An 18,992-nucleotide genomic window follows, 5' to 3' on the forward strand; every position below is an offset into this window, starting at 1 on the left:
CAAATCAGCCGCTATTATGAGTTCAACCCTGGTTCACACTTCCGAGTCACCCTTATGTTCGCAAGCCTGACACTGAAACAGAAAATTCTGGCCACCGTCATCCTCGCCGTGGCCCTCTCCTGCCTGCTGGTGGGCTATTTCAGCCAGCGTTCTGCCCAGCAGCTGATCGAGGACCGCATGTTCGAGCAGGAGCTGCCCAACCTGACCCAGCGCATCGGCAAGGAGATCGAAAAGGATCTCACCTCGGTCGCCAATGCCGCCAGACAGCTTGCCAACGACCGCTTCGTGCTGGACTGGGTCGAGCGCGGCATGCCCAAGGAGCAGGAGTCCATCCTCATCAACCAGCTCAAGGACATGACGAGCCAGTATGGTCTGGTCACCGCCTCCTTCGCCGATCGTCAGAGTGCCGCCTACTACAACCAGGACGGTTTTCTGCGCATCCTGAACCACGAGCAGGACAACTGGTTCTATGACTACACCAAGAGCCGCCAGGATCTGATGCTCAGCATCTTTCGGGAGAGCAACGGCGAGGTAAAACTGTTCGTCAACTTCCAGCAGCTCGACGGACGCGGCCTCGCCGGCCTCGCCAAATCCCTCGACAGCATGGTCAGCATGCTCGCCAACTTCCGCATCGGCGACAGCGGCTTCGTCTTCATGACAGACGGCAGCGGCAAGGTGAAGCTGCACCCCGATGCCGCCCGCATCGATCGGGACAACCTGACCCAGCTGGCCAGCGGCAGCAGCACCAATCTGCTCAACAAGCAGCCCTTTGCCGCCACCCGTGCCGAGGTCGACGGCCAGCCCGTGATCCTGGCCAGCAGCTACATCCCCCTGCTCGACTGGTATCTGGTGGCCCAGGTGCCGGAGGCCGAGATTTATGCCGAACTGGACAGAGCACGCCTGCACATGGTGCTGGTCAGCCTGGCCATCGCCGTCGGCATGGGGCTGCTCGGCGTCCTCCTGGCCGGCTCCGTGAGCCGCCCCCTCAACGAACTGGCCCGCCTGTTCCGCGAACTCGGCAGCGGTGATGGCGACCTCACCCATCGCCTCAAGGTCGATGGCCGTGACGAACTGGCCCAAGTGGCGACCGGCTTCAACAACTTTGTCGCCAAGATCCACGGCTCCATCGAGCAGGTGGCGAGCAACTCCCGCCAGCTCGCCGCCACTGCCAACGAGGTGGCCGCCAAGGCCCAGCTCACCCAGCATAACTGCACCGCCCAGCGGGATCGCACCGTCCAGGTCGCAACCGCCATCCACGAGATGGGAGCCACCGTCAGCGAGATCGCAGGCAATGCATCCCTAGCAGCCGACGTCGCCAAGCAGGCCAACGAGCAGGCTGATGCAGGGGCCCAGGTCGTCGCCCAGGCCCGCCACGGCATCGTCGGCCTCTCCGGTGAAATCGAACAGGTCGCCGGGGTCATCGAGTCCCTGGCGAGCCAGACCGACTCCATCGGCAGCATCCTCGACACTATCCGCAGCATCTCGGAGCAGACCAACCTGCTGGCCCTCAACGCCGCCATCGAGGCCGCCCGTGCTGGCGAGCAGGGCCGTGGCTTCGCCGTGGTGGCCGACGAGGTGCGCAACCTCGCCAGCCGCTCCGCCGCCTCCACCGCCGAGATCCAGGGCATGATCAACAGCCTCCAGGAGCAGAGCGCCCGCGCCGTCAGCGCCATGGCCCAGGGCCGCAACCAGAGCCTGCGGGTGGTGACCCAGGCCGACGAGGCCAACGGCGCCCTCGACCAGATCACCGGACACATCACCCAGATCAGCGACATGAACATCCAGGTCGCCACCGCCACCGAAGAGCAGTCCAGCGTGGTCGGGGAGATAAACCGCAACGTGGAGGACATCAACCAGCTCACCATGGAGACCGCCGATATCGCCCACCAGTTGACCGAGTCCAGCCGCAGCCTGCAACAGCTCTCCGGCGAGCTCGACAAGCTGGTCGGCAACTTCCGGTTATAAGATGAAAGGGCGCTGCGGCGCCCTTTTTTCACCGGGTCGACAGGGAATACCGACCCCCATGACGGCGAACCGTCATGACAAGCCGCTACAGTAGCGACACAGCAACGCATCAAGGAGTCAACATGCTGGCAGGCAACCTCACCATCAAAACCCAACTGATCCTGGCCGTCACCGTGCCCTGTCTCGCCCTGCTGCTGGTTGGCGCCGCCAGTCTGCGCAGCATGGACAACATCAGGCAGCAGGCCGAAGAGCTGTTCCAGAATACCGCCACCCCCATGCGGGCCATGGCGGAAGTGGCCTCCCGCATCCCGCGCATGCGCGTCGGCATCGACATGATGCTGCTGCAGGACACCTCCCTGCGCGACGAAAAGGGGGTGCAGACCCGGGTCAAGGAGACCCGCGAGGAAGACATTCCCGAGATGCGCCAGGCCATGGAGCAGGCCGTCAAGGCCCAGGTCGATCCGGACGCCCGGGCCAGGGCCCAGACCCTGCTCGATCAATTCACCCGGGTGGAGCGGGAGGAGCTGACCCCCATGTTGCAGGCGCTCTCTGACAACAAGATGGACGAGGCACGCGCCATCTACCGGGATCGCTACAGCCAGAGCTACGGGGTCATGCGCAAGGGCGCCAATGAGCTGCTCGACGGGTTGATAGGTCAGGCCCAGCATCGCAACGACCTGAGCGAAAACAGCTATGACAGCGGTCGTACCCAGATGATCGCCATCATCGTCATCGCCATCGCTATCTCGCTGCTCGTCTCGACCCTCATCCTCATCGGGCTGCGCCGCCGGGTCTCTTTCCTGCAATCCCATATTGGCGAAGTGGCCCGCCACCTCGCCCTCGACAGCCGCGCCAGTCTCACCGGCAAGGACGAGCTGGCCGAGATTGCCCACAGCTTCAACCAGTTCGTGACCCGGATCCACGGGGCCATCGTGCAGGTGGCGAGCAACTCCCGCCAGGTGGCCGCCACCGCCAGCGAGGTGGCTGCCAAGGCCCAGCTCACCCAGCACAACTGCACCGCCCAGCGGGATCGCACCGTCCAGGTCGCCACCGCCATCCACGAGATGGGGGCCACCGTCACCGAGATCGCAGGGAATGCGTCTCTCGCCGCCGACGTCGCCAAGCAGGCCAACGAGCAGGCCGATGCGGGGGCCCAGGTCGTCGCCCAGGCCCGTCACGGCATCGTCGGCCTCTCCGGTGAAATCGAGCAGGTCGCCGGGGTCATCGAGTCCCTGGCGAGCCAGACCGACTCCATCGGCAGCATCCTCGACACCATCCGCAGCATCTCGGAGCAGACCAACCTGCTGGCCCTCAACGCCGCCATCGAGGCCGCCCGCGCCGGCGAGCAGGGCCGTGGCTTCGCCGTGGTGGCCGACGAGGTGCGCAACCTCGCCAGCCGCTCCGCCGCCTCCACCGCCGAGATCCAGGGCATGATCAACAGCCTCCAGGAGCAGAGCGCCCGCGCCGTCAGCGCCATGGCCCAGGGGCGCAACCAGAGCCTGCGGGTGGTGACCCAGGCCGACGAGGCCAACGGCGCCCTCGACCAGATCACCGGACACATCACCCAGATCAGCGACATGAACATCCAGGTCGCCACCGCCACCGAAGAGCAGTCGAGCGTGGTGGGCGAACTCAACCGCAACGTGGAGGACATCAACCAGCTCACCATGGAGACCGCCGACATCGCCCATCACCTGACCGAGTCGAGCCGCAACCTGCAGCACCTCTCCGGCGAGCTCGACAAGCTGGTCGGCAACTTCCGGCTGTAACTTTTGGTGCCAACTTCATCACCCGACAGAAGGCGCTGCGGCGCCCGCTGTCGCCACCACGGCAAGCCGTGACGCAGGCGCTTTTGCACCGCCTCCACCGGCTTCTGAAAATGCCCCATAATCAGGAAAATGAGAGGAGGAGTTATGGGCAAGCTGGTCGTGATGATAGTGCTGGGGGGGCTGCTCAGTGCCTGCAGCAGCGGGCCCGTGCGGGTGCACGGGGCCGATGTGAGCGTGGACGATACCCGGATCCGGGTCAGTGATGGGGATCGCGGAGGCTACGGTACCTTCTGCCCACCGGGGCAGGCCAAGAAGGGGCGCTGCTGACCGCAGGGTGCCGAAAGACAGACAACAAAAAGCCGCTCCATGGAGCGGCTTTTCTTATGAAACGGGCAGAAGATTATTTTTTCTTCTTGGCCTTGGCGTTCGGCAGGTCGGTGATGGAGCCTTCGAACACTTCGGCAGCCAGACCCACGGACTCGTGCAGAGTCGGGTGAGCATGGATGGTCAGCGCGATGTCTTCAGCGTCGGCACCCATCTCGATGGCCAGACCGATTTCACCCAGCAGTTCACCGCCGTTGGTACCCACGATGGCACCACCGATGACGCGGCCGCTCTCCTTGTCGAAGATCAGCTTGGTCATGCCGTCGGAGCAGTCGGACGCGATGGCGCGACCGGAAGCAGCCCACGGGAAGGTGGCGACTTCGAAGTTCAGACCCTGTTGCTTGGCTTCCTTCTCGGTCAGACCCACCCAGGCCATCTCAGGCTCGGTATAGGCGATGGACGGAATCACTTTCGGGTCGAAGTAGTGCTTCTTCCCGGCGATGACTTCGGCCGCCACGTGGCCTTCGTGTACACCCTTGTGGGCCAGCATGGGCTGACCGACGATGTCGCCGATGGCGTGGATGTGGGCCACGTTGGTACGCAGCTGCTTGTCGACTTCGATGAAACCGCGCTCGTTGACGGCAACACCGGCCTTCTCGGCATCCAGCATCTTGCCGTTCGGCACACGGCCTACGGCAACCAGCACGTTGTCGTAGCGAACCGGCTCGGCCGGGGCGTGCTTGCCTTCGTAGGAGACGTACAGGCCGTCTTCACGGGCTTCAACGGCGGTGACCTTGGTCTCCAGCATGATGTTGAATTTCTTGGCCACGCGCTTGGTGTAGATCTTGACGATGTCTTTGTCGGCAGCTGGTACCAGCTGGTCGGCAAATTCCACCACGTCGATCTCGGAACCCAGGGAGGAGTACACGGTACCCATCTCCAGACCGATGATGCCGCCACCGATGACCAGCAGCTTGCCAGGTACGGTCGTCAGTTCCAGCGCATCGGTAGAGTCCCATACGCGGGGGTCGTCATGGGGGATGAACGGCAGCTTCACCGGACGGGAACCGGCGGCGATGATGGCGTTGTCGAAGGTGACTGTGGTCTTGCCGTCGGCGCCTTCCACTTCCAGCGTGTTCGGGCCGGTGAACTTGCCGAAGCCGTTCACGACCTGGACTTTACGCATCTTGGCCATGCCAGCCAGACCGCCGGTCAGCTGGTTGATGACCTTCTCTTTCCACAGACGCACCTTGTCGATGTCGGTCTGCGGGGCACCGAAGACGATGCCGTGCTCGGCCAGCGCCTTGGCTTCTTCAATGACTTTGGCGACGTGCAGCAGTGCCTTGGACGGGATGCAACCCACGTTCAGGCAGACGCCACCCAGGGTGGAGTAACGCTCGACGATAATGGTATCCAGACCCAAGTCAGCCGCACGGAAGGCAGCGGAATAACCGGCAGGGCCAGCACCCAGTACTACGACCTGGGTTTTGATTTCTTTACTCATCATGACCTCTTTGTCGTTCTTATATCCCCGGACAGCACAGTCTTATGCCAAACAAGGCCGCTGCAGCCGTGAAAAAAACGGGGCAAGTTTACAATCCTGTTAACGAAATGAGAAGCAAAAAGGGCGGGCTCTGGGCCCGCCCTCTCACTTACAGGACCAGTCGACGAATGTCGGACAACACACCACTCAGGGTGGTGATGAAGCGGGCACCGTCGGCGCCATCGATGACGCGGTGGTCGTAGCTCAGAGCCAGCGGCAGCATCAGGCGCGGCACGAACTCTTTACCGTTCCACTTCGGCTTCATCTCGGACTTGGAGACGCCCAGGATGGCCACTTCCGGCGCGTTGACGATCGGGGTAAAGCTGGTACCGCCGATGCCACCCAGGCTGGAGATGGTGAAGCAACCGCCCTGCATGTCGGCAGCGGTCAGCTTGCCGGCACGGGCCTTCTTGGAGATCTCGGCCAGATCGCGGGACAGCTCGTGGATGCCCTTCTTGTTGACGTCGCGAACCACCGGAACCACCAGACCGTTGGGGGTATCCACCGCCACACCGATGTGGATGTACTTCTTCATGATCAGCTTGCTGCCGTCTTCGGACAGGGCGCTGCAGAAGCGCGGATGGGCTTCCAGGGCCTTGGCGGCCGCCTTCAGGATGAACACCAGCGGGGTGATCTTCACGTCCAGCTTCTGCTTCTCGGCCAGGATGTTCTGCTCTTTGCGGAACGCTTCCAGATCCGTGGTATCGGCTTCGTCGAACTGGGTGACGTGGGGGATCATGGCCCAGTTGCGGTGCAGGGCAGGACCGGAGATCTTCTGGATACGGGTCAGTTCCAGCTCTTCGACAGGGCCGAACTTGCTGAAATCAACCTTCGGCCAGGCCACGACGCTCATGCCGTTGCCAGTGCCGGTGCCGGCAGCCGGAGCGGACTCGGCGCGCTTGACCGCATCCTTCACGTAAGCCTGCACGTCTTCTTTGACGATGCGACCCTTGCGACCGGAGGCTTTCACCTTGGCCAGGTTGACACCGAACTCGCGCGCCAGACGGCGTACAGCCGGGGAGGCGTGGACGTATGCGTCGTTGGCGACGAAATCGGAGGCGGCAGCAGCCTGGGCAACCGGCGCAGGAGCGGCGGCAGCCGGAGCGGCAGCAACAGGCGCTGCGGCAGGAGCCGGAGCAGCCACGGCAGCCGGAGCGGCACCCGCCACTTCGAATACCATGATCAGGGAACCGGTGGAGACCTTGTCACCCGCCTTCACCTTGATCTCCTTGACCACACCGGCGAACGGCGCAGGCACTTCCATGGAGGCCTTGTCGCCTTCCACGGTGATCAGGGACTGGTCGGCTTCAACCTTATCACCCACGGCGACCATGATTTCGGTCACTTCCACTTCGTCACCGCCGATGTCCGGCACGTTGACGTCCTTGGCACCGGCGGCAACCGGAGCAGCGGCAGCCACGGGGGCAGCAGCAGGAGCCGGCGCGGCAACAGCGGCCGGGGCAGCGCCCGCCACTTCAAAGACCATCACCAGGGAGCCGGTAGAAACCTTGGCGCCGGCGGCAACCTTGATCTCGACCACGCGACCGGCGAACGGTGCCGGCACTTCCATGGAGGCCTTGTCACCTTCCACGGCGATGATGGACTGGTCGGCTTCAACCATGTCGCCCACGGCAACCATGATCTCGGTCACGTCCACTTCGTCGTCACCGATGTCCGGCACGTGCACGTCTTTGCGAGCGGCAGCGGCAGGAGCGGCGGCCGGGGCAGCAGCAACCGGGGCAGCAGCCTGGGCCGGAGCCGGTGCGGCAGCGCCCTCGGCTTCGAAGACCATGATCTGGGAACCGGTGGCAACCTTGTCGCCCACCTTGATCAGGATCTCTTTGACGATACCGGCGGCCGGAGCCGGGACTTCCATGGAGGCCTTGTCACCTTCCACGGCGATCAGGGACTGGTCCAGCTCGACCTTGTCACCCACGGCCACCATGATCTCGGTGACTTCAACTTCATCGGCACCGATATCCGGCACCATAATCTGTTTGGACATTGCGCTTTATCCTCTTGCGTGCATCCGCGTGGCTGCCTGAGCATCACCACGCGCATCCCGCGTTATCCGTTTAAACCCAGGCAAGGTCGCGCCGGATACCCGGCGCGACACTCAATCCTCTTACGCGTACAGCGGGTTGACCTTGTCGGCATCGATGCCGTACTTGGCGATGGCTTCGGCCACAACCTGCTTGTCTACCTCGCCGCGCTTGGCCAGTTCGGTCAGGGCAGCAACAACTACGTAGAACTCGTTCACTTCGAAGTGACGACGCAGGTTGGCACGGCTGTCGGAGCGGCCGTAACCGTCGGTACCCAGTACACGGTAGTTCTCGGTCGGAACGAAGGCACGCACCTGATCGGCGAAGGACTTCATGTAGTCGGTCGCAGCGATGGTGGCTTCGGAACCCAGTACCTGAGCGATGTAGGGCACACGCGCTTCGGCGGTCGGGTGCAGCATGTTCCAGCGATCCGCGTCCTGACCGTCACGAGCCAGTTCGTTGAAGGAGGTGACGCTGAACACGTCGGAACCCACGCCGTACTCGCTGGCCAGGATCTGGGCGGCAGTGCGCACGTGACCCAGGATGGAACCACAACCCAGCAGCTGTACCTTGGCCTTGGTGCCGGCCACGGTTTCCAGCTTGTAGATACCCTTGCGGATGCCTTCCTCGGCGCCTTCCGGCATGGCCGGCATGGCATAGTTCTCATTCAGGGTAGTGATGTAGTAGAACACGTTTTCCGGGTTCTCACCGTACATGCGGCGCAGGCCGTCCTGTACGATCACCGCCACTTCATAGGCGTAGGACGGGTCGTAGGAGATGCAGTTCGGGATGGTGTTGGCCAGGATGTGGCTGTGACCATCTTCGTGCTGCAAGCCCTCTCCGTTAAGAGTGGTACGACCGGAGGTCGCGCCCAGCAGGAAGCCACGGGCTTGCTGGTCACCGGCTGCCCACGCCATGTCGCCGATCCGCTGGAAGCCGAACATGGAGTAGTAGATGTAGAACGGGATCATCGGGCAGTCGTTGGTGCTGTAAGAGGTGGCAGCAGCCAGCCAGGAGGACATGGCGCCCAGCTCGTTGATACCGTCTTGCAGAACCTGACCCTGCTTGTCTTCCTTGTAGTAGGAGACGATGTCGCGGTCTTGCGGGGTGTACTGCTGACCGTGCGGGCTGTAGATACCGATCTGGCGGAACAGGCCTTCCATACCAAAGGTACGGGCTTCGTCAGCCAGGATCGGGACGATGCGCTTGCCGATGGACTTGTCTTTCAGCATCACGTTCAGGGAACGCACGAACGCCATGGTGGTGGAGATTTCGCGCGCCTGTTCACCCAGCAGCGGACCGAAGGCATCCAGCGCCGGGATTTCCAGCTTGGTGGTGCTCTCGCGCAGACGGGTCGGTACATAGCCCTTCAGTGCGGCACGGCGGGCGTGCAGGTACTTGTGCTCTTCGGTACCCTCTTCGATCTTCAGGTACGGCAGGTTTTCCAGCTGCTCGTCGGTGACCGGCAGGTTGAAACGATCGCGCAGGTGACGCACGGAGCCCAGATCCATCTTCTTGACCTGGTGAGCGATGTTCTTGCCTTCGGCCGCTTCGCCCATGCCATAGCCCTTGATGGTCTTGGCCAGGATCACGGTCGGCTTGCCCTTGGTCTGTGCAGCCTTGGAGAAGGCGGCGAACAGTTTGCGGGGGTCGTGACCACCGCGGTTCAGGGCGAAGATCTCCTCGTCGGTCATGTCTTTGACCAGCGCGGCGGTTTCTGGGTAACGGTTGAAGAAGTGCTCGCGCACGTAGGCACCGTCACGGGACTTCATGGTCTGGTAGTCACCGTCCACGGTCTCGTTCATCAGCTGGATCAGCTTGCCGGAAGTGTCTTTCTTCAGCAGCTCATCCCACTTGCGACCCCAGATGACCTTGGTCACGTCCCAGCCAGCGCCGGCGAACAGGCCTTCCAGCTCGTTGATGACCTTGCCGTTGCCGACAACCGGACCATCCAGACGCTGCAGGTTGCAGTTGACCACGAACACCAGGTTGTCGAGCTTTTCACGCACGGCAACGGTCAGGGCACCCTTGGCTTCCGGCTCGTCCATCTCGCCATCACCCAGGAAGGCGTAAACGGTCTGCTCGGAGCAATCCTTGATGCCACGGTCGGTCAGGTACTTCAGGAAACGCGCCTGATAGATGGCGGCGATGGGGCCCAGACCCATGGAAACGGTCGGGAACTGCCAGAATTCCGGCATCAGTTTCGGGTGCGGGTAGGAAGGGATACCCTTGCCATCCACTTCCTGACGGAAGTTGTCCAGCTGCTCTTCGGTCAGGCGACCTTCGGCGAATGCACGGGCGTAGATGCCCGGGGAGATGTGACCCTGGAAGTAGACCAGATCGCCACCGTCCTTCTCGTTGCGGGCACGGAAGAAGTGGTTGTAGCAGACTTCGTAGATGGTCGCGGAAGAAGCGAAGGAAGACATGTGACCACCCAGGTCCAGGTCTTTCTTGGAGGCGCGCAGCACGATCATCATGGCATTCCAGCGGATGATGGCGCGAATGCGGCGTTCCATTTCCAGGTCGCCCGGGTAAGCCGGCTCGTCGCTGGACGGGATGGTGTTGATGTAGTCGCGGTTTGCCTTGGCAGCCACGTCCACACCGCTTGCGCGGGCTTTCTCGGCCAACTGTTCAAGGATGAACTGAGCGCGTTGCGGACCCTCTTCACGCAGCAGGGATTCCAGAGAGGCAAGCCACTCCAGCGTTTCTATCGGGTCCACATCGTTCTTCAGGATATCAGACATGGCTGGTTCCTATGTTGTTGTGATTGCACGGCATTGCACGGCGAAGGGCGCAAGCATTCGACAATTAAGAAAGCCTTGTGGGATTAGTTTTCCTGCTGACGGATCCGACGCATGGATCGCTGGATCCGGCTGTCTTCCCTCTGCATATCCAACAAGGTGTCCTCGATAAAGGCCAGGTGCTCATGACAAGCAGCCCTGGCCCGCTCCGGAGCCCCCGACAGGATAGCCTCGATCAGGCTCGCACGATGGCGACGGATCTTGGCGACCACTCCCGGACGGCGATTCAAAATTTCGTTATTGCGTAAAATGTTCTGCTCAAGCATGGGGCCCATGGCCCGCAACAGGTGCAGCAGCACCACGTTGTGGGAGGCCTCGGCCACGGCCAGATAGAACTGGGTCACGGCGGCCGATTCGACCACCAGCGAGCCTTGCTGACCGGCTTCTTCGATGGCGGCTTGCGCCAGGCGAATCCGTTCGAAATCAGCCTCGGTGCCCCGCAGCGCAGCATAGTAGGCACAGATGCCTTCCAGCGCGTGACGAAACTCCAGCAGGTCGTACTGGGCTTCCGGGTGAGTGCTGAGCAGTTCGAACAGGGGGTCGGCGATCCCCTTGCTCAGGGCATTTTGTACGTAAGTGCCACCGCCCTGACGACGATACAAGAGTCCTCTCGCTTCCAGGCGCTGGATGGCTTCGCGCAAGGAAGGGCGCGACACCTGAAACTGGATGGCGAGTTCCCGCTCGGGCGGCAACTTCTGGCCCGGCTGCAGGCTGCCTTCCAGAATCATGCTTTCCAGCTCGGCGACAATGGCGTCGGCCAGCTTGGGCTGAGTTATCTTGATATAGGGCATGAGGCTACTTTGTTAAATTGGTATTACCAATTTTATGGTTGGGGCGAAAATTAGCAGAGGGCTTGAAAAAAGTCCACCCAAAAGATGATCTGAATCAAGAAGCTCGGTTGCCACTTTGGGGGTAAAAACGCGGAATCATGATATAGCTCATAGAAAATGGTCTGACCAATATTTGTGAGCTTGCTCACCGATAACATTTATTCAACAGCATGAAAAATGGCTTGCCAGACAAGGCAAGCCATTGATTCTAAAAACACAAAATAATTTTTAGATTTTTCACTCAAAGTGAAGCTTTTCCCGATAGCGAGGCCATTCGAAACTGTCACCCGGATCCGTCTTGCGGCCCGGCGCGATGTCGCAGTGGCCGACAATACGGTCCGCCGTGATGGCGGGATAACGGTGAACAATCGCCCGGCTGAGGTCCGACAGCACCTCGTATTGCTTGTCGCTGTAGGGAAGCTCGTCGGTCCCTTCCAGTTCGATCCCGATGGAAAAATCGTTGCACGCCTCCCTCCCCTCCCAGCTCGAGACTCCCGCATGCCATGCCCTGGCGCCAAAAGGCACGTACTGTACCAGTTCCCCATCGCGGCGGATCAGGCAGTGGGCCGAGACCCTCAGTTGATGAATACCGGCGAAATAGGGGTGAGCACCGGGATCGAGCCGCCCCAGAAACAGATCGTCGATAAAGGGGCCACCAAACTGCCCGGGGGGCAGGCTGATGCCGTGTATCACCAGCAAGGAGACATCCTCCGGGCTGAGCCTCTCATTGTGATGGGGGGAAGGCACCTTGCGGGCCTGCTCGCACCATCCTTCTCGATCGATGGAAAACAGGGTTGTGGGTTGTGTCATCGTCTGCTCGACTCACAAATGGAAGCGATGTGCCTCTGGCGGGATGGGAAAACTGGGAACAAGTCTCTGAATTCATGGATAACGCTATGTTAGGCTGAGCCATTCACTCGCGCGATATGGGACACACTATGCACCCGATGGCACGCCGTCTCTGGCTGCTCGCCTGGCTCTCGCTGCTGGGTCTGCTGACCCTCTACTTTCATGGCCGTGAACAACCGTCGGTGACCACCAGCGGCGATCTGCTGCTCAGGGCCGATGCCAGCGGCCATTATCGTCTGGAGGGTGCCATCAACGACCAGCCGGTGCAACTGCTGCTGGACACAGGAGCAACCCGGGTGACCATACCGAGCCAGGTGGCCGCCCGGCTCGGCCTCGTCGCCACGGGCCGCAGCCGTGTCAACACGGCAGCCGGAGAGATCCAGGTCGAAACCGGCCGGATCGAAAGTCTGGCGATGGGTCCGCTGACCCTGTACGATTTGTCCGTCTTTATCAATCCGGCTGCCGACGGGGAGGAGATCCTGGTGGGCATGAATGCCCTGGGCAGGCTGGAATTGCGCCAGAAAGACAGGCAATTGCTTCTCAGACCCTTGCAGGAATAAGGCATGTTACAACAGGACATCCGCCGCGCCGTGCGCGCCGCACTTCTCGAAGACTTGGGCGATGCCCTCACCGCGCTGGATCAACCGGATGCCAGCGCCGACATCACGGCCCAGCTGATCCCGGCCGATCGCATCTCGACCGCGCGAGTCATCACCCGCGAGGCGGGCGTCTTCTGCGGCCAGCCCTGGGTCGACGAGGTGTTTGCCCAGCTCGGTGGCGAAGTGAAGGTCGAGTGGAAAGTGCAAGATGGTGAACGCCTTGCCCCCAATCAGGAGCTGTTCCGCCTCCATGGCCCCGCCCGCGTGCTGCTGACCGGCGAGCGCAATGCGCTGAACTTCGTGCAGACCCTTTCCGGGGTCGCCACCCTGACCGCCCGTTATGTGGCCGAGCTGGAAGGCACTGACTGCCGCCTGCTCGATACCCGCAAGACCCTGCCCGGCCTGCGCAGCGCCCAGAAATATGCGGTCACCTGCGGCGGCGGCAAAAACCACCGCATCGGTTTGTTTGATGCCTACCTCATCAAGGAGAACCACATTCTCGCCTGCGGCGGCATCCCTGAAGCAATCAGCGAAGCGCGCCGTCTCAATCCGGACAAACCGGTGGAAGTCGAGGTCGAATCCCTGGCCGAGCTGGAGCAGGCCCTGGCCGCACGGGCCGACATCGTGATGCTGGACAACTTCGACATCCCCATGATGCAGGAAGCCGTTCGCCTCAATCAGGGCAGAGCCAAGCTGGAAGTCTCCGGCAACGTCACCCTCGATACCCTTGCCGGATACGCCGCGACCGGGATCGACTTCATCTCGGTGGGAGCGCTGACCAAGCATGTGCGGGCACTGGATCTCTCCATGCGCTTTGTCGAGGCTTGAGCAAGCCCCATCCGTTGCTCGTGCCCAAAAATATTACAGGGCTCGAAACTTGCAAAAGGCGCCATCGGCGCCTTTTCTTTATGCAGGATCCCACGACATAAGGAGTGTGAAGATGGGCCCTCCCGCCTCATGACAAGTGCCAATGGAAGCCATTTAATCTTTGATTTTTCTACACATTTCACTAAATGACATAAAAGTGGCTAACAAGGTCCCAGCCTCTGTTGCCAACCCGAAGCGCTCGGATAAGATACCAGCGTGGATAGCATTCCACCGGTGCTTATCAGGAAACATGGAAAAAAGGATATTTCACATGAAAAGACAGTCAGGGTTTACGCTAATCGAATTGATGATCGTCGTTGCGATCGTCGCCATCCTCGCCGCTATCGCCTTGCCGGCGTATCAGAGCTATACCAAACGCGCCAAATTCTCCGAGGTCATTGCCGCTGTAGGTCCGGCCAAAACCGCCGTAGAAGTCTGCGTTCAAGGGTGGGCTGGCACATCTGCAGCCCTTGGTAACAGTTGTGCAGCAGCAGGTAACAATGCAGTATCTGGTGCCAGTGCACAAACCGATAATTTTGATAACGTCGCTGTTTCCAATGCTGGTAGCATCATTACCATTACCGGTACAGCAGCCGAAGCTCTGGATAATTCCACTTATCAGCTGGTAACTTCTGGAGCAGTCCAAGCCGGACGGCAAGTTTTGTGGAAAATTTCTGGCTCTTGCGTCACCGACGGCAAATGCTAACGCATGACCTCTAGCCTCAATAGCGGCCTGGCCACCAGCCTGGCCGCTTCTTCCCTCCTCAGTGAGCCGGACTCACAGCGCTATCTGAGCCAGGCCAAGGCGCAGCGCAAGCCCTTTGTCACCTTCCTGATTGAAAACGACATCCTCGACAGCAAAGCCCTCGCCGATTTCTGCGAGCTGGAATATGGGGTACCTCTGCTGGATCTGGCGGCCTTCGATCTCGCCGAGATCCCGCAGAAATACCTCAATCAAAAGCTGATTGAAAAGCACCATGTCCTGCCCATCTACACCCAGGGGCATACCCTCTATATCGCCATGTCCGATCCGACCAATGTGTCGGCTCTGGAGGATTTTGGCTTCAGTTTTGGCCTGCACACGGAAGCCCTGCTGGTCGAAGAGAGCAAGCTGACCGCCGCCATCGGCAAGCTGATGGAGAGCGAGCAGGATACCCTGGGCATGGATCATATCGACGAGGCCGAGATCTCCGAACTCGAGGTCTCCGACGAGAGTTCCCGCCTCGACGAGAGCGTCAACACCGCGGACGATGACGCCCCCATCGTCAAATACATCCACAAGATCATGATGGATGCCATCAAGCGCGGGGCCTCCGACCTGCATTTCGAACCCTACGAGACCAAGTACCGGATCCGCTTTCGGGTAGACGGCATATTGCACGAAGTCGCCACGCCGCCGGTCAACCTGGCCAACCGCTTCGCGGCTCGCCTCAAGGTGATGGCGCGGCTCGATATTGCCGAACGGCGCCTGCCCCAGGATGGCCGGATCAAACTCAAGATCTCACGCAACAGATCCATGGACATGCGGGTCAACACCCTGCCCACCATGTGGGGCGAAAAGATCGTGATCCGGTTGCTGGACTCCTCGGCCGCCCGGCTCAATATCGATCAACTCGGCTTTGACGACCGGCAGAAGACGCAATACCTGCACGCCCTCTCCAAACCTCAGGGCATGATCCTGGTGACCGGCCCGACGGGGTCAGGCAAGACGGTCTCACTCTATACCGGCCTCAACATCCTCAACACCAGCGAGGTCAATATCTCCACCGCCGAAGATCCGGTCGAGATAAACCTGCCCGGCGTCAACCAGGTGCAGATCAATCCCAAGGCGGGGCTCACCTTCGCCAGCGCCCTGCGCTCCTTCCTGCGCCAGGATCCCGACATCGTCATGGTGGGGGAGATACGGGATTTGGAAACCGCCGAGATTGCTATCAAGGCCGCCCAGACCGGTCACCTGGTGCTCTCCACCCTGCACACCAACTCGGCGGCAGAAACGCTCACCCGGATGATGAACATGGGGGTGCCGGCCTTCAACATCGCCTCTTCGGTCACCCTCATCATGGCCCAGCGCCTTGCCCGCAAACTCTGCGATCACTGCAAGGCGCCGGAAGTGGTGCCGGAAGCCGAGTTGCTGGAGCTGGGCTTCACCCAGCAGCAACTGGCCGCCGGGTTGCGGCTGTTCAAGCCCGTGGGATGCAAGGAGTGCTCGGGAGGCTACAGAGGCCGGGTCGGCATCTATGAGATCATGCTGATGTCCGACAACATCGCCAAACTCATCATGCAGGGAGCCAACTCGCTGCAGATTGCCGCGATAGCCCAAAAGGAAGGGATGCGCACCCTGCGCACATCCGGCCTCGAGAAAGCGCGTCTTGGCGTCACCAGCCTGGCCGAAATCAACAGGATCACCACCAACTGAGTTCGCAGTGCCCGAGTCATCTCGCCGGGTGAAGCCGCTGTAATCACCCCGATGACCTTCTTCAAGCCAAGATGAGCCGGACAGGCAGCAGCATCCGGCCACCGTCGCCCAATTGCAGGATGCAGTGATGGCCACATTAGCTCAAAAACGCAACGCACCGAAAAAAGTCTTCTCCTACCGCTGGCACGGCGTCAACCGCAAGGGACAGAAGGTCTCCGGCGAGCTGCAAGCCGACAGCATCACCACCGTCAAGGCCGAGCTGCGCAAGCAGGGCGTCAACGTCACCAGGGTCAGCAAGCAGAGCCAGGGGCTCTTCTCCAAGGGCGGCGCCAAGATCAAGCCGATGGACATCGCCGTCATCTCCCGCCAGATCACCACCATGCTCTCCGCCGGCGTGCCCCTGGTGCAGAGTCTTCAGATCATTGCTCGCGGCCACGAAAAAGCGGCGGTGCGCGAACTCATCGGCCAGATCGCCGCCGATGTGGAAACCGGCACCCCGCTCTCGGAGGCGTTGCGCCGCCATCCCCGCCACTTCGACGACCTCTATTGCGACCTGGTCGAGGCCGGGGAGCAATCCGGTGCCCTGGAGACCATCTACGACCGTATCGCCATCTACCGCGAGAAGAACGAAGCCCTCAAATCCAAGATCAAGAAGGCCATGTTCTATCCGTCCATGGTCATTCTGGTGGCCATCGTCGTCACCTCCATCCTGCTGCTCTTCGTCATTCCCCAGTTCGAGGATATCTTCAAGAGCTTCGGTGCCGAGCTGCCCGCCTTTACCCGGTTCGTCATCGCCATCTCCCGCTTTATGCAGGAGTGGTGGTACGCCATCTTTGGCGGCGCTGCTCTCGCCGTCTTCCTCTATGTGCGGGCCTGGCGAAAATCCCTGAAGGTCAGGGACAACACGGACAAGTTCATCCTCACCATTCCCGTGGTGGGCAACATACTGCACAAGGCGGCCATGGCCCGCTTTGCCCGCACTCTCTCCACCACCTTCTCCGCCGGTATCCCGCTGGTGGATGCCCTGGTCTCGGCGGCCGGAGCATCCGGCAACTATGTCTATCGCACTGCGACCATGGCCATTCGCAACGAGGTGGTGGCCGGCATGCAGATCAACGTCGCCATGCGCACCGTGGATCTTTTCCCCGACATGGTGACCCAGATGGTGATGATCGGTGAGGAGTCCGGCGCCATCGACGACATGCTCTCCAAGGTCGCCGCCATTTTCGAACAGGAGGTGGACGACATGGTCGACGGCCTCACCAGCCTGCTCGAACCCATCATCATGGTGGTGCTCGGGGTGCTGGTCGGCGGCATGGTCGTGGCCATGTACCTCCCCATTTTCAAGCTGGGCTCTGTGATACACTGACCCCCTCGACAGAGGGCCGGGCGGTACATTTCCCCCGGCCATCTGTCATCCCCGTTCCCGACACAAGCGATTGATCTATGGTGCCTTTGATCGAACTGGCCCAGGGCTTGCCCTGGCTCTATCTCTCCTTGATTTTCCTTTTCTCCCTGATGGTGGGCAGCTTCCTGAACGTGGTGATCCATCGCCTGCCCATCATGATGGAGCGGGCCTGGCATGCCGAATACAGCGACTATTTCGGTGACGGTGAAGAGACTCCTCCTGCAACCGGACGATACAACCTCATGGTGCCTCGCTCCCGCTGCCCCCACTGCGACCACCCCATAGGGGCGTTGGAGAACATTCCCCTGCTGAGCTGGCTATGGCTCAGGGGGCGCTGCCGCAACTGCCACGCCCCCATTTCGGCTCGCTATCCCCTGGTTGAGCTGCTCACCGCTCTGCTGTCGGTCTCGGTAGCAGCCGCGCTTGCCCCCGGCTGGGGCACCCTTGCCGCTCTGTTGCTCACCTGGACATTGGTCGCACTGACCTTCATCGACCTGGACAAGATGCTCTTGCCGGATCAGCTCATCCTGCCCCTGCTCTGGGGTGGCCTGCTGTTCAATCTGGCGGGCGGTTTCGTGCCCCTGGCCGATGGGGTGGTCGGCGCCATGGCAGGCTATCTGGTGCTCTGGAGCCTCTACTGGGCCTTCAAGCTGCTGACCGGCAAGGAAGGGATGGGCTATGGCGACTTCAAACTGCTGGCGGCACTGGGCGCCTGGCTCGGCTGGCAAGCCTTGCCCATCGTGCTGCTGCTCTCTTCGCTGGCGGGCGCCATCATCGGCATCGGTCTCATCCTGCTGCGCAACCACCACCAGGGCAAACCCATTCCCTTTGGCCCCTATCTCGCCATCGCGGGCTGGATAACGCTGCTGTGGGGCGATAGCATCACCCGCTGGTATCTTGATGTCGTGCTCTAGCAAAAGGATCTCTGACCCATGTATGTAGTCGCAATCACTGGGGGAATCGGCAGCGGCAAGACCACGGTTGCCAACCGCTTTGCCGAGCTGGGCATCGAGGTGGTGGATGCGGACATCATCGCCCGTGAGGTGGTGGAGCCCGGCACCCCTGCTCTGACTGCCATCGCCGCCCATTTTGGCCCGGATGTCGTTGCCCCCGATGGCCAGCTCGATCGCCGTCGGCTGCGAGAGCGGATCTTCACCGACTCGCAGGCCAAGGAGTGGCTCAATGCCCTGCTCCATCCCCTCATCCGCAGCGAGATGCTGCGCCAGTGTGCGGCAACCCGCTCCCCCTACTGCCTGCTGGTCGTCCCCTTGCTGGTGGAAAACAGGCTCACTTCCCTCGCCGATAGGGTACTGGTGATCGATGTGGACGAAGCGACGCAAATCGAGCGTACCTGCCGCCGCGATGGCGTCAGTCGGGAACAGGCCCAGGCGATACTGGCGTCCCAAGCGAGCCGCAGCGAGCGCCTGGCGATGGCCGACGACGTCCTGGACAACCAGAGTGGTACGAGTGAGACCATCTGGCAGCGAATTTTCGCCCTGCACCAGACATATCTGGCATTTGCCTCTCAACAAGCCCACCAACTGTGAGTACACTAGGCCGGTTTATGGCTGGCCAGGAT

General features: G+C 61.3%; 15 protein-coding genes. 10 read left to right on the plus strand and 5 right to left on the minus strand.

Annotation, left to right across the window (positions count from 1 at the left end):
- The first annotated feature begins 54 nt into the window (after nt 1-54).
- The 3 genes from ACB037_RS12870 (at nt 55) to ACB037_RS12880 (ending at nt 4,061) form a co-directional block, all read left to right on the plus strand.
- Nucleotides 55-1,965 (plus strand): methyl-accepting chemotaxis protein, encoded by a 1,911-nt coding sequence (locus ACB037_RS12870; RefSeq protein WP_010675809.1) that lies wholly within the window; start codon nt 55-57, stop codon nt 1,963-1,965.
- A 122-nt stretch (nt 1,966-2,087) separates the two neighbouring features.
- Complete coding sequence (locus ACB037_RS12875; RefSeq protein WP_252593306.1) at nt 2,088-3,734, plus strand: methyl-accepting chemotaxis protein; 1,647 nt, start codon at nt 2,088-2,090, stop codon at nt 3,732-3,734.
- A 144-nt stretch (nt 3,735-3,878) separates the two neighbouring features.
- Nucleotides 3,879-4,061, plus strand: a complete 183-nt coding sequence (locus ACB037_RS12880) for a hypothetical protein (protein ID WP_017779057.1) — start codon at nt 3,879-3,881, stop codon at nt 4,059-4,061.
- Between the two features lie 73 nt (nt 4,062-4,134).
- On the opposite strand, the gene lpdA is transcribed toward ACB037_RS12880, so the two are convergent.
- From lpdA to ampD, 5 genes are all read right to left on the minus strand, one after another.
- Nucleotides 4,135-5,562 (minus strand): dihydrolipoyl dehydrogenase, encoded by a 1,428-nt coding sequence (lpdA, locus tag ACB037_RS12885; RefSeq protein WP_010675812.1) that lies wholly within the window; start codon nt 5,560-5,562, stop codon nt 4,135-4,137.
- 148 nt (nt 5,563-5,710) lie between these two features.
- Entirely contained in the window at nt 5,711-7,606 is a 1,896-nt protein-coding gene (gene aceF, locus ACB037_RS12890) for a pyruvate dehydrogenase complex dihydrolipoyllysine-residue acetyltransferase (protein ID WP_114522709.1), read from the minus strand.
- A 120-nt stretch (nt 7,607-7,726) separates the two neighbouring features.
- The gene (gene aceE / locus ACB037_RS12895) at nt 7,727-10,387 is read right to left on the minus strand and encodes a pyruvate dehydrogenase (acetyl-transferring), homodimeric type (RefSeq protein WP_039040509.1); all 2,661 of its coding nucleotides are present in this window, start codon (nt 10,385-10,387) and stop codon (nt 7,727-7,729) included.
- Nucleotides 10,388-10,470: 83 nt separating this feature from the next.
- Nucleotides 10,471-11,235 (minus strand): pyruvate dehydrogenase complex transcriptional repressor PdhR, encoded by a 765-nt coding sequence (pdhR, locus tag ACB037_RS12900; protein ID WP_010675815.1) that lies wholly within the window; start codon nt 11,233-11,235, stop codon nt 10,471-10,473.
- Nucleotides 11,236-11,511: 276 nt separating this feature from the next.
- Nucleotides 11,512-12,084, minus strand: a complete 573-nt coding sequence (ampD, locus tag ACB037_RS12905) for a 1,6-anhydro-N-acetylmuramyl-L-alanine amidase AmpD (protein WP_039040507.1) — start codon at nt 12,082-12,084, stop codon at nt 11,512-11,514.
- A 128-nt stretch (nt 12,085-12,212) separates the two neighbouring features.
- Between ampD and ACB037_RS12910 the strand changes: the two genes are divergently transcribed.
- The 7 genes from ACB037_RS12910 to coaE all read left to right on the plus strand — a co-directional run bounded on the left by ACB037_RS12910 (nt 12,213) and on the right by coaE (nt 18,960).
- The gene (locus ACB037_RS12910) at nt 12,213-12,683 is read left to right on the plus strand and encodes a retropepsin-like aspartic protease (protein WP_279987289.1); all 471 of its coding nucleotides are present in this window, start codon (nt 12,213-12,215) and stop codon (nt 12,681-12,683) included.
- A gap of 3 nt (nt 12,684-12,686) precedes the next feature.
- The gene (gene nadC, locus ACB037_RS12915) at nt 12,687-13,550 is read left to right on the plus strand and encodes a carboxylating nicotinate-nucleotide diphosphorylase (RefSeq protein ID WP_052814467.1); all 864 of its coding nucleotides are present in this window, start codon (nt 12,687-12,689) and stop codon (nt 13,548-13,550) included.
- A gap of 310 nt (nt 13,551-13,860) precedes the next feature.
- Complete coding sequence (locus ACB037_RS12920) at nt 13,861-14,295, plus strand: prepilin-type N-terminal cleavage/methylation domain-containing protein (protein WP_139737860.1); 435 nt, start codon at nt 13,861-13,863, stop codon at nt 14,293-14,295.
- A gap of 3 nt (nt 14,296-14,298) precedes the next feature.
- A complete protein-coding gene (gene tapB, locus ACB037_RS12925) occupies nt 14,299-16,005 on the plus strand; it encodes a PilB family type IVa pilus assembly ATPase TapB (RefSeq protein ID WP_041213997.1) in 1,707 nt (568 codons plus the stop codon).
- A 127-nt stretch (nt 16,006-16,132) separates the two neighbouring features.
- Entirely contained in the window at nt 16,133-17,374 is a 1,242-nt protein-coding gene (locus ACB037_RS12930) for a type II secretion system F family protein (protein ID WP_371175408.1), read from the plus strand.
- Between the two features lie 77 nt (nt 17,375-17,451).
- Complete coding sequence (locus tag ACB037_RS12935) at nt 17,452-18,327, plus strand: A24 family peptidase (RefSeq protein ID WP_371175409.1); 876 nt, start codon at nt 17,452-17,454, stop codon at nt 18,325-18,327.
- Between the two features lie 18 nt (nt 18,328-18,345).
- The gene (coaE, locus tag ACB037_RS12940; protein ID WP_201934116.1) at nt 18,346-18,960 is read left to right on the plus strand and encodes a dephospho-CoA kinase; all 615 of its coding nucleotides are present in this window, start codon (nt 18,346-18,348) and stop codon (nt 18,958-18,960) included.
- Nucleotides 18,961-18,992 lie beyond the last annotated feature (32 nt).

Origin of the sequence: Aeromonas sp. S19(2024) (assembly GCF_041402625.1) — a bacterium.
GTDB lineage: Bacteria > Pseudomonadota > Gammaproteobacteria > Enterobacterales > Aeromonadaceae > Aeromonas > Aeromonas caviae.

Excerpts from the sequence above, each read along its gene's own strand:
- ACB037_RS12870 (WP_010675809.1), top strand. The coding sequence starts at position 55 with ATGTTCGCAAGCCTGACACTGAAACAGAAAATTCTGGCCACCGTCATC.
- ACB037_RS12875 (WP_252593306.1), top strand. The coding sequence starts at position 2,088 with ATGCTGGCAGGCAACCTCACCATCAAAACCCAACTGATCCTGGCCGTC.
- ACB037_RS12880 (WP_017779057.1), top strand. The coding sequence starts at position 3,879 with ATGGGCAAGCTGGTCGTGATGATAGTGCTGGGGGGGCTGCTCAGTGCC.
- lpdA (WP_010675812.1), bottom strand. The coding sequence starts at position 5,562 with ATGAGTAAAGAAATCAAAACCCAGGTCGTAGTACTGGGTGCTGGCCCT.
- aceF (WP_114522709.1), bottom strand. The coding sequence starts at position 7,606 with ATGTCCAAACAGATTATGGTGCCGGATATCGGTGCCGATGAAGTTGAA.
- aceE (WP_039040509.1), bottom strand. The coding sequence starts at position 10,387 with ATGTCTGATATCCTGAAGAACGATGTGGACCCGATAGAAACGCTGGAG.
- pdhR (WP_010675815.1), bottom strand. The coding sequence starts at position 11,235 with ATGCCCTATATCAAGATAACTCAGCCCAAGCTGGCCGACGCCATTGTC.
- ampD (WP_039040507.1), bottom strand. The coding sequence starts at position 12,084 with ATGACACAACCCACAACCCTGTTTTCCATCGATCGAGAAGGATGGTGC.
- ACB037_RS12910 (WP_279987289.1), top strand. The coding sequence starts at position 12,213 with ATGCACCCGATGGCACGCCGTCTCTGGCTGCTCGCCTGGCTCTCGCTG.
- nadC (WP_052814467.1), top strand. The coding sequence starts at position 12,687 with ATGTTACAACAGGACATCCGCCGCGCCGTGCGCGCCGCACTTCTCGAA.
- ACB037_RS12920 (WP_139737860.1), top strand. The coding sequence starts at position 13,861 with ATGAAAAGACAGTCAGGGTTTACGCTAATCGAATTGATGATCGTCGTT.
- tapB (WP_041213997.1), top strand. The coding sequence starts at position 14,299 with ATGACCTCTAGCCTCAATAGCGGCCTGGCCACCAGCCTGGCCGCTTCT.
- ACB037_RS12930 (WP_371175408.1), top strand. The coding sequence starts at position 16,133 with ATGGCCACATTAGCTCAAAAACGCAACGCACCGAAAAAAGTCTTCTCC.
- ACB037_RS12935 (WP_371175409.1), top strand. The coding sequence starts at position 17,452 with ATGGTGCCTTTGATCGAACTGGCCCAGGGCTTGCCCTGGCTCTATCTC.
- coaE (WP_201934116.1), top strand. The coding sequence starts at position 18,346 with ATGTATGTAGTCGCAATCACTGGGGGAATCGGCAGCGGCAAGACCACG.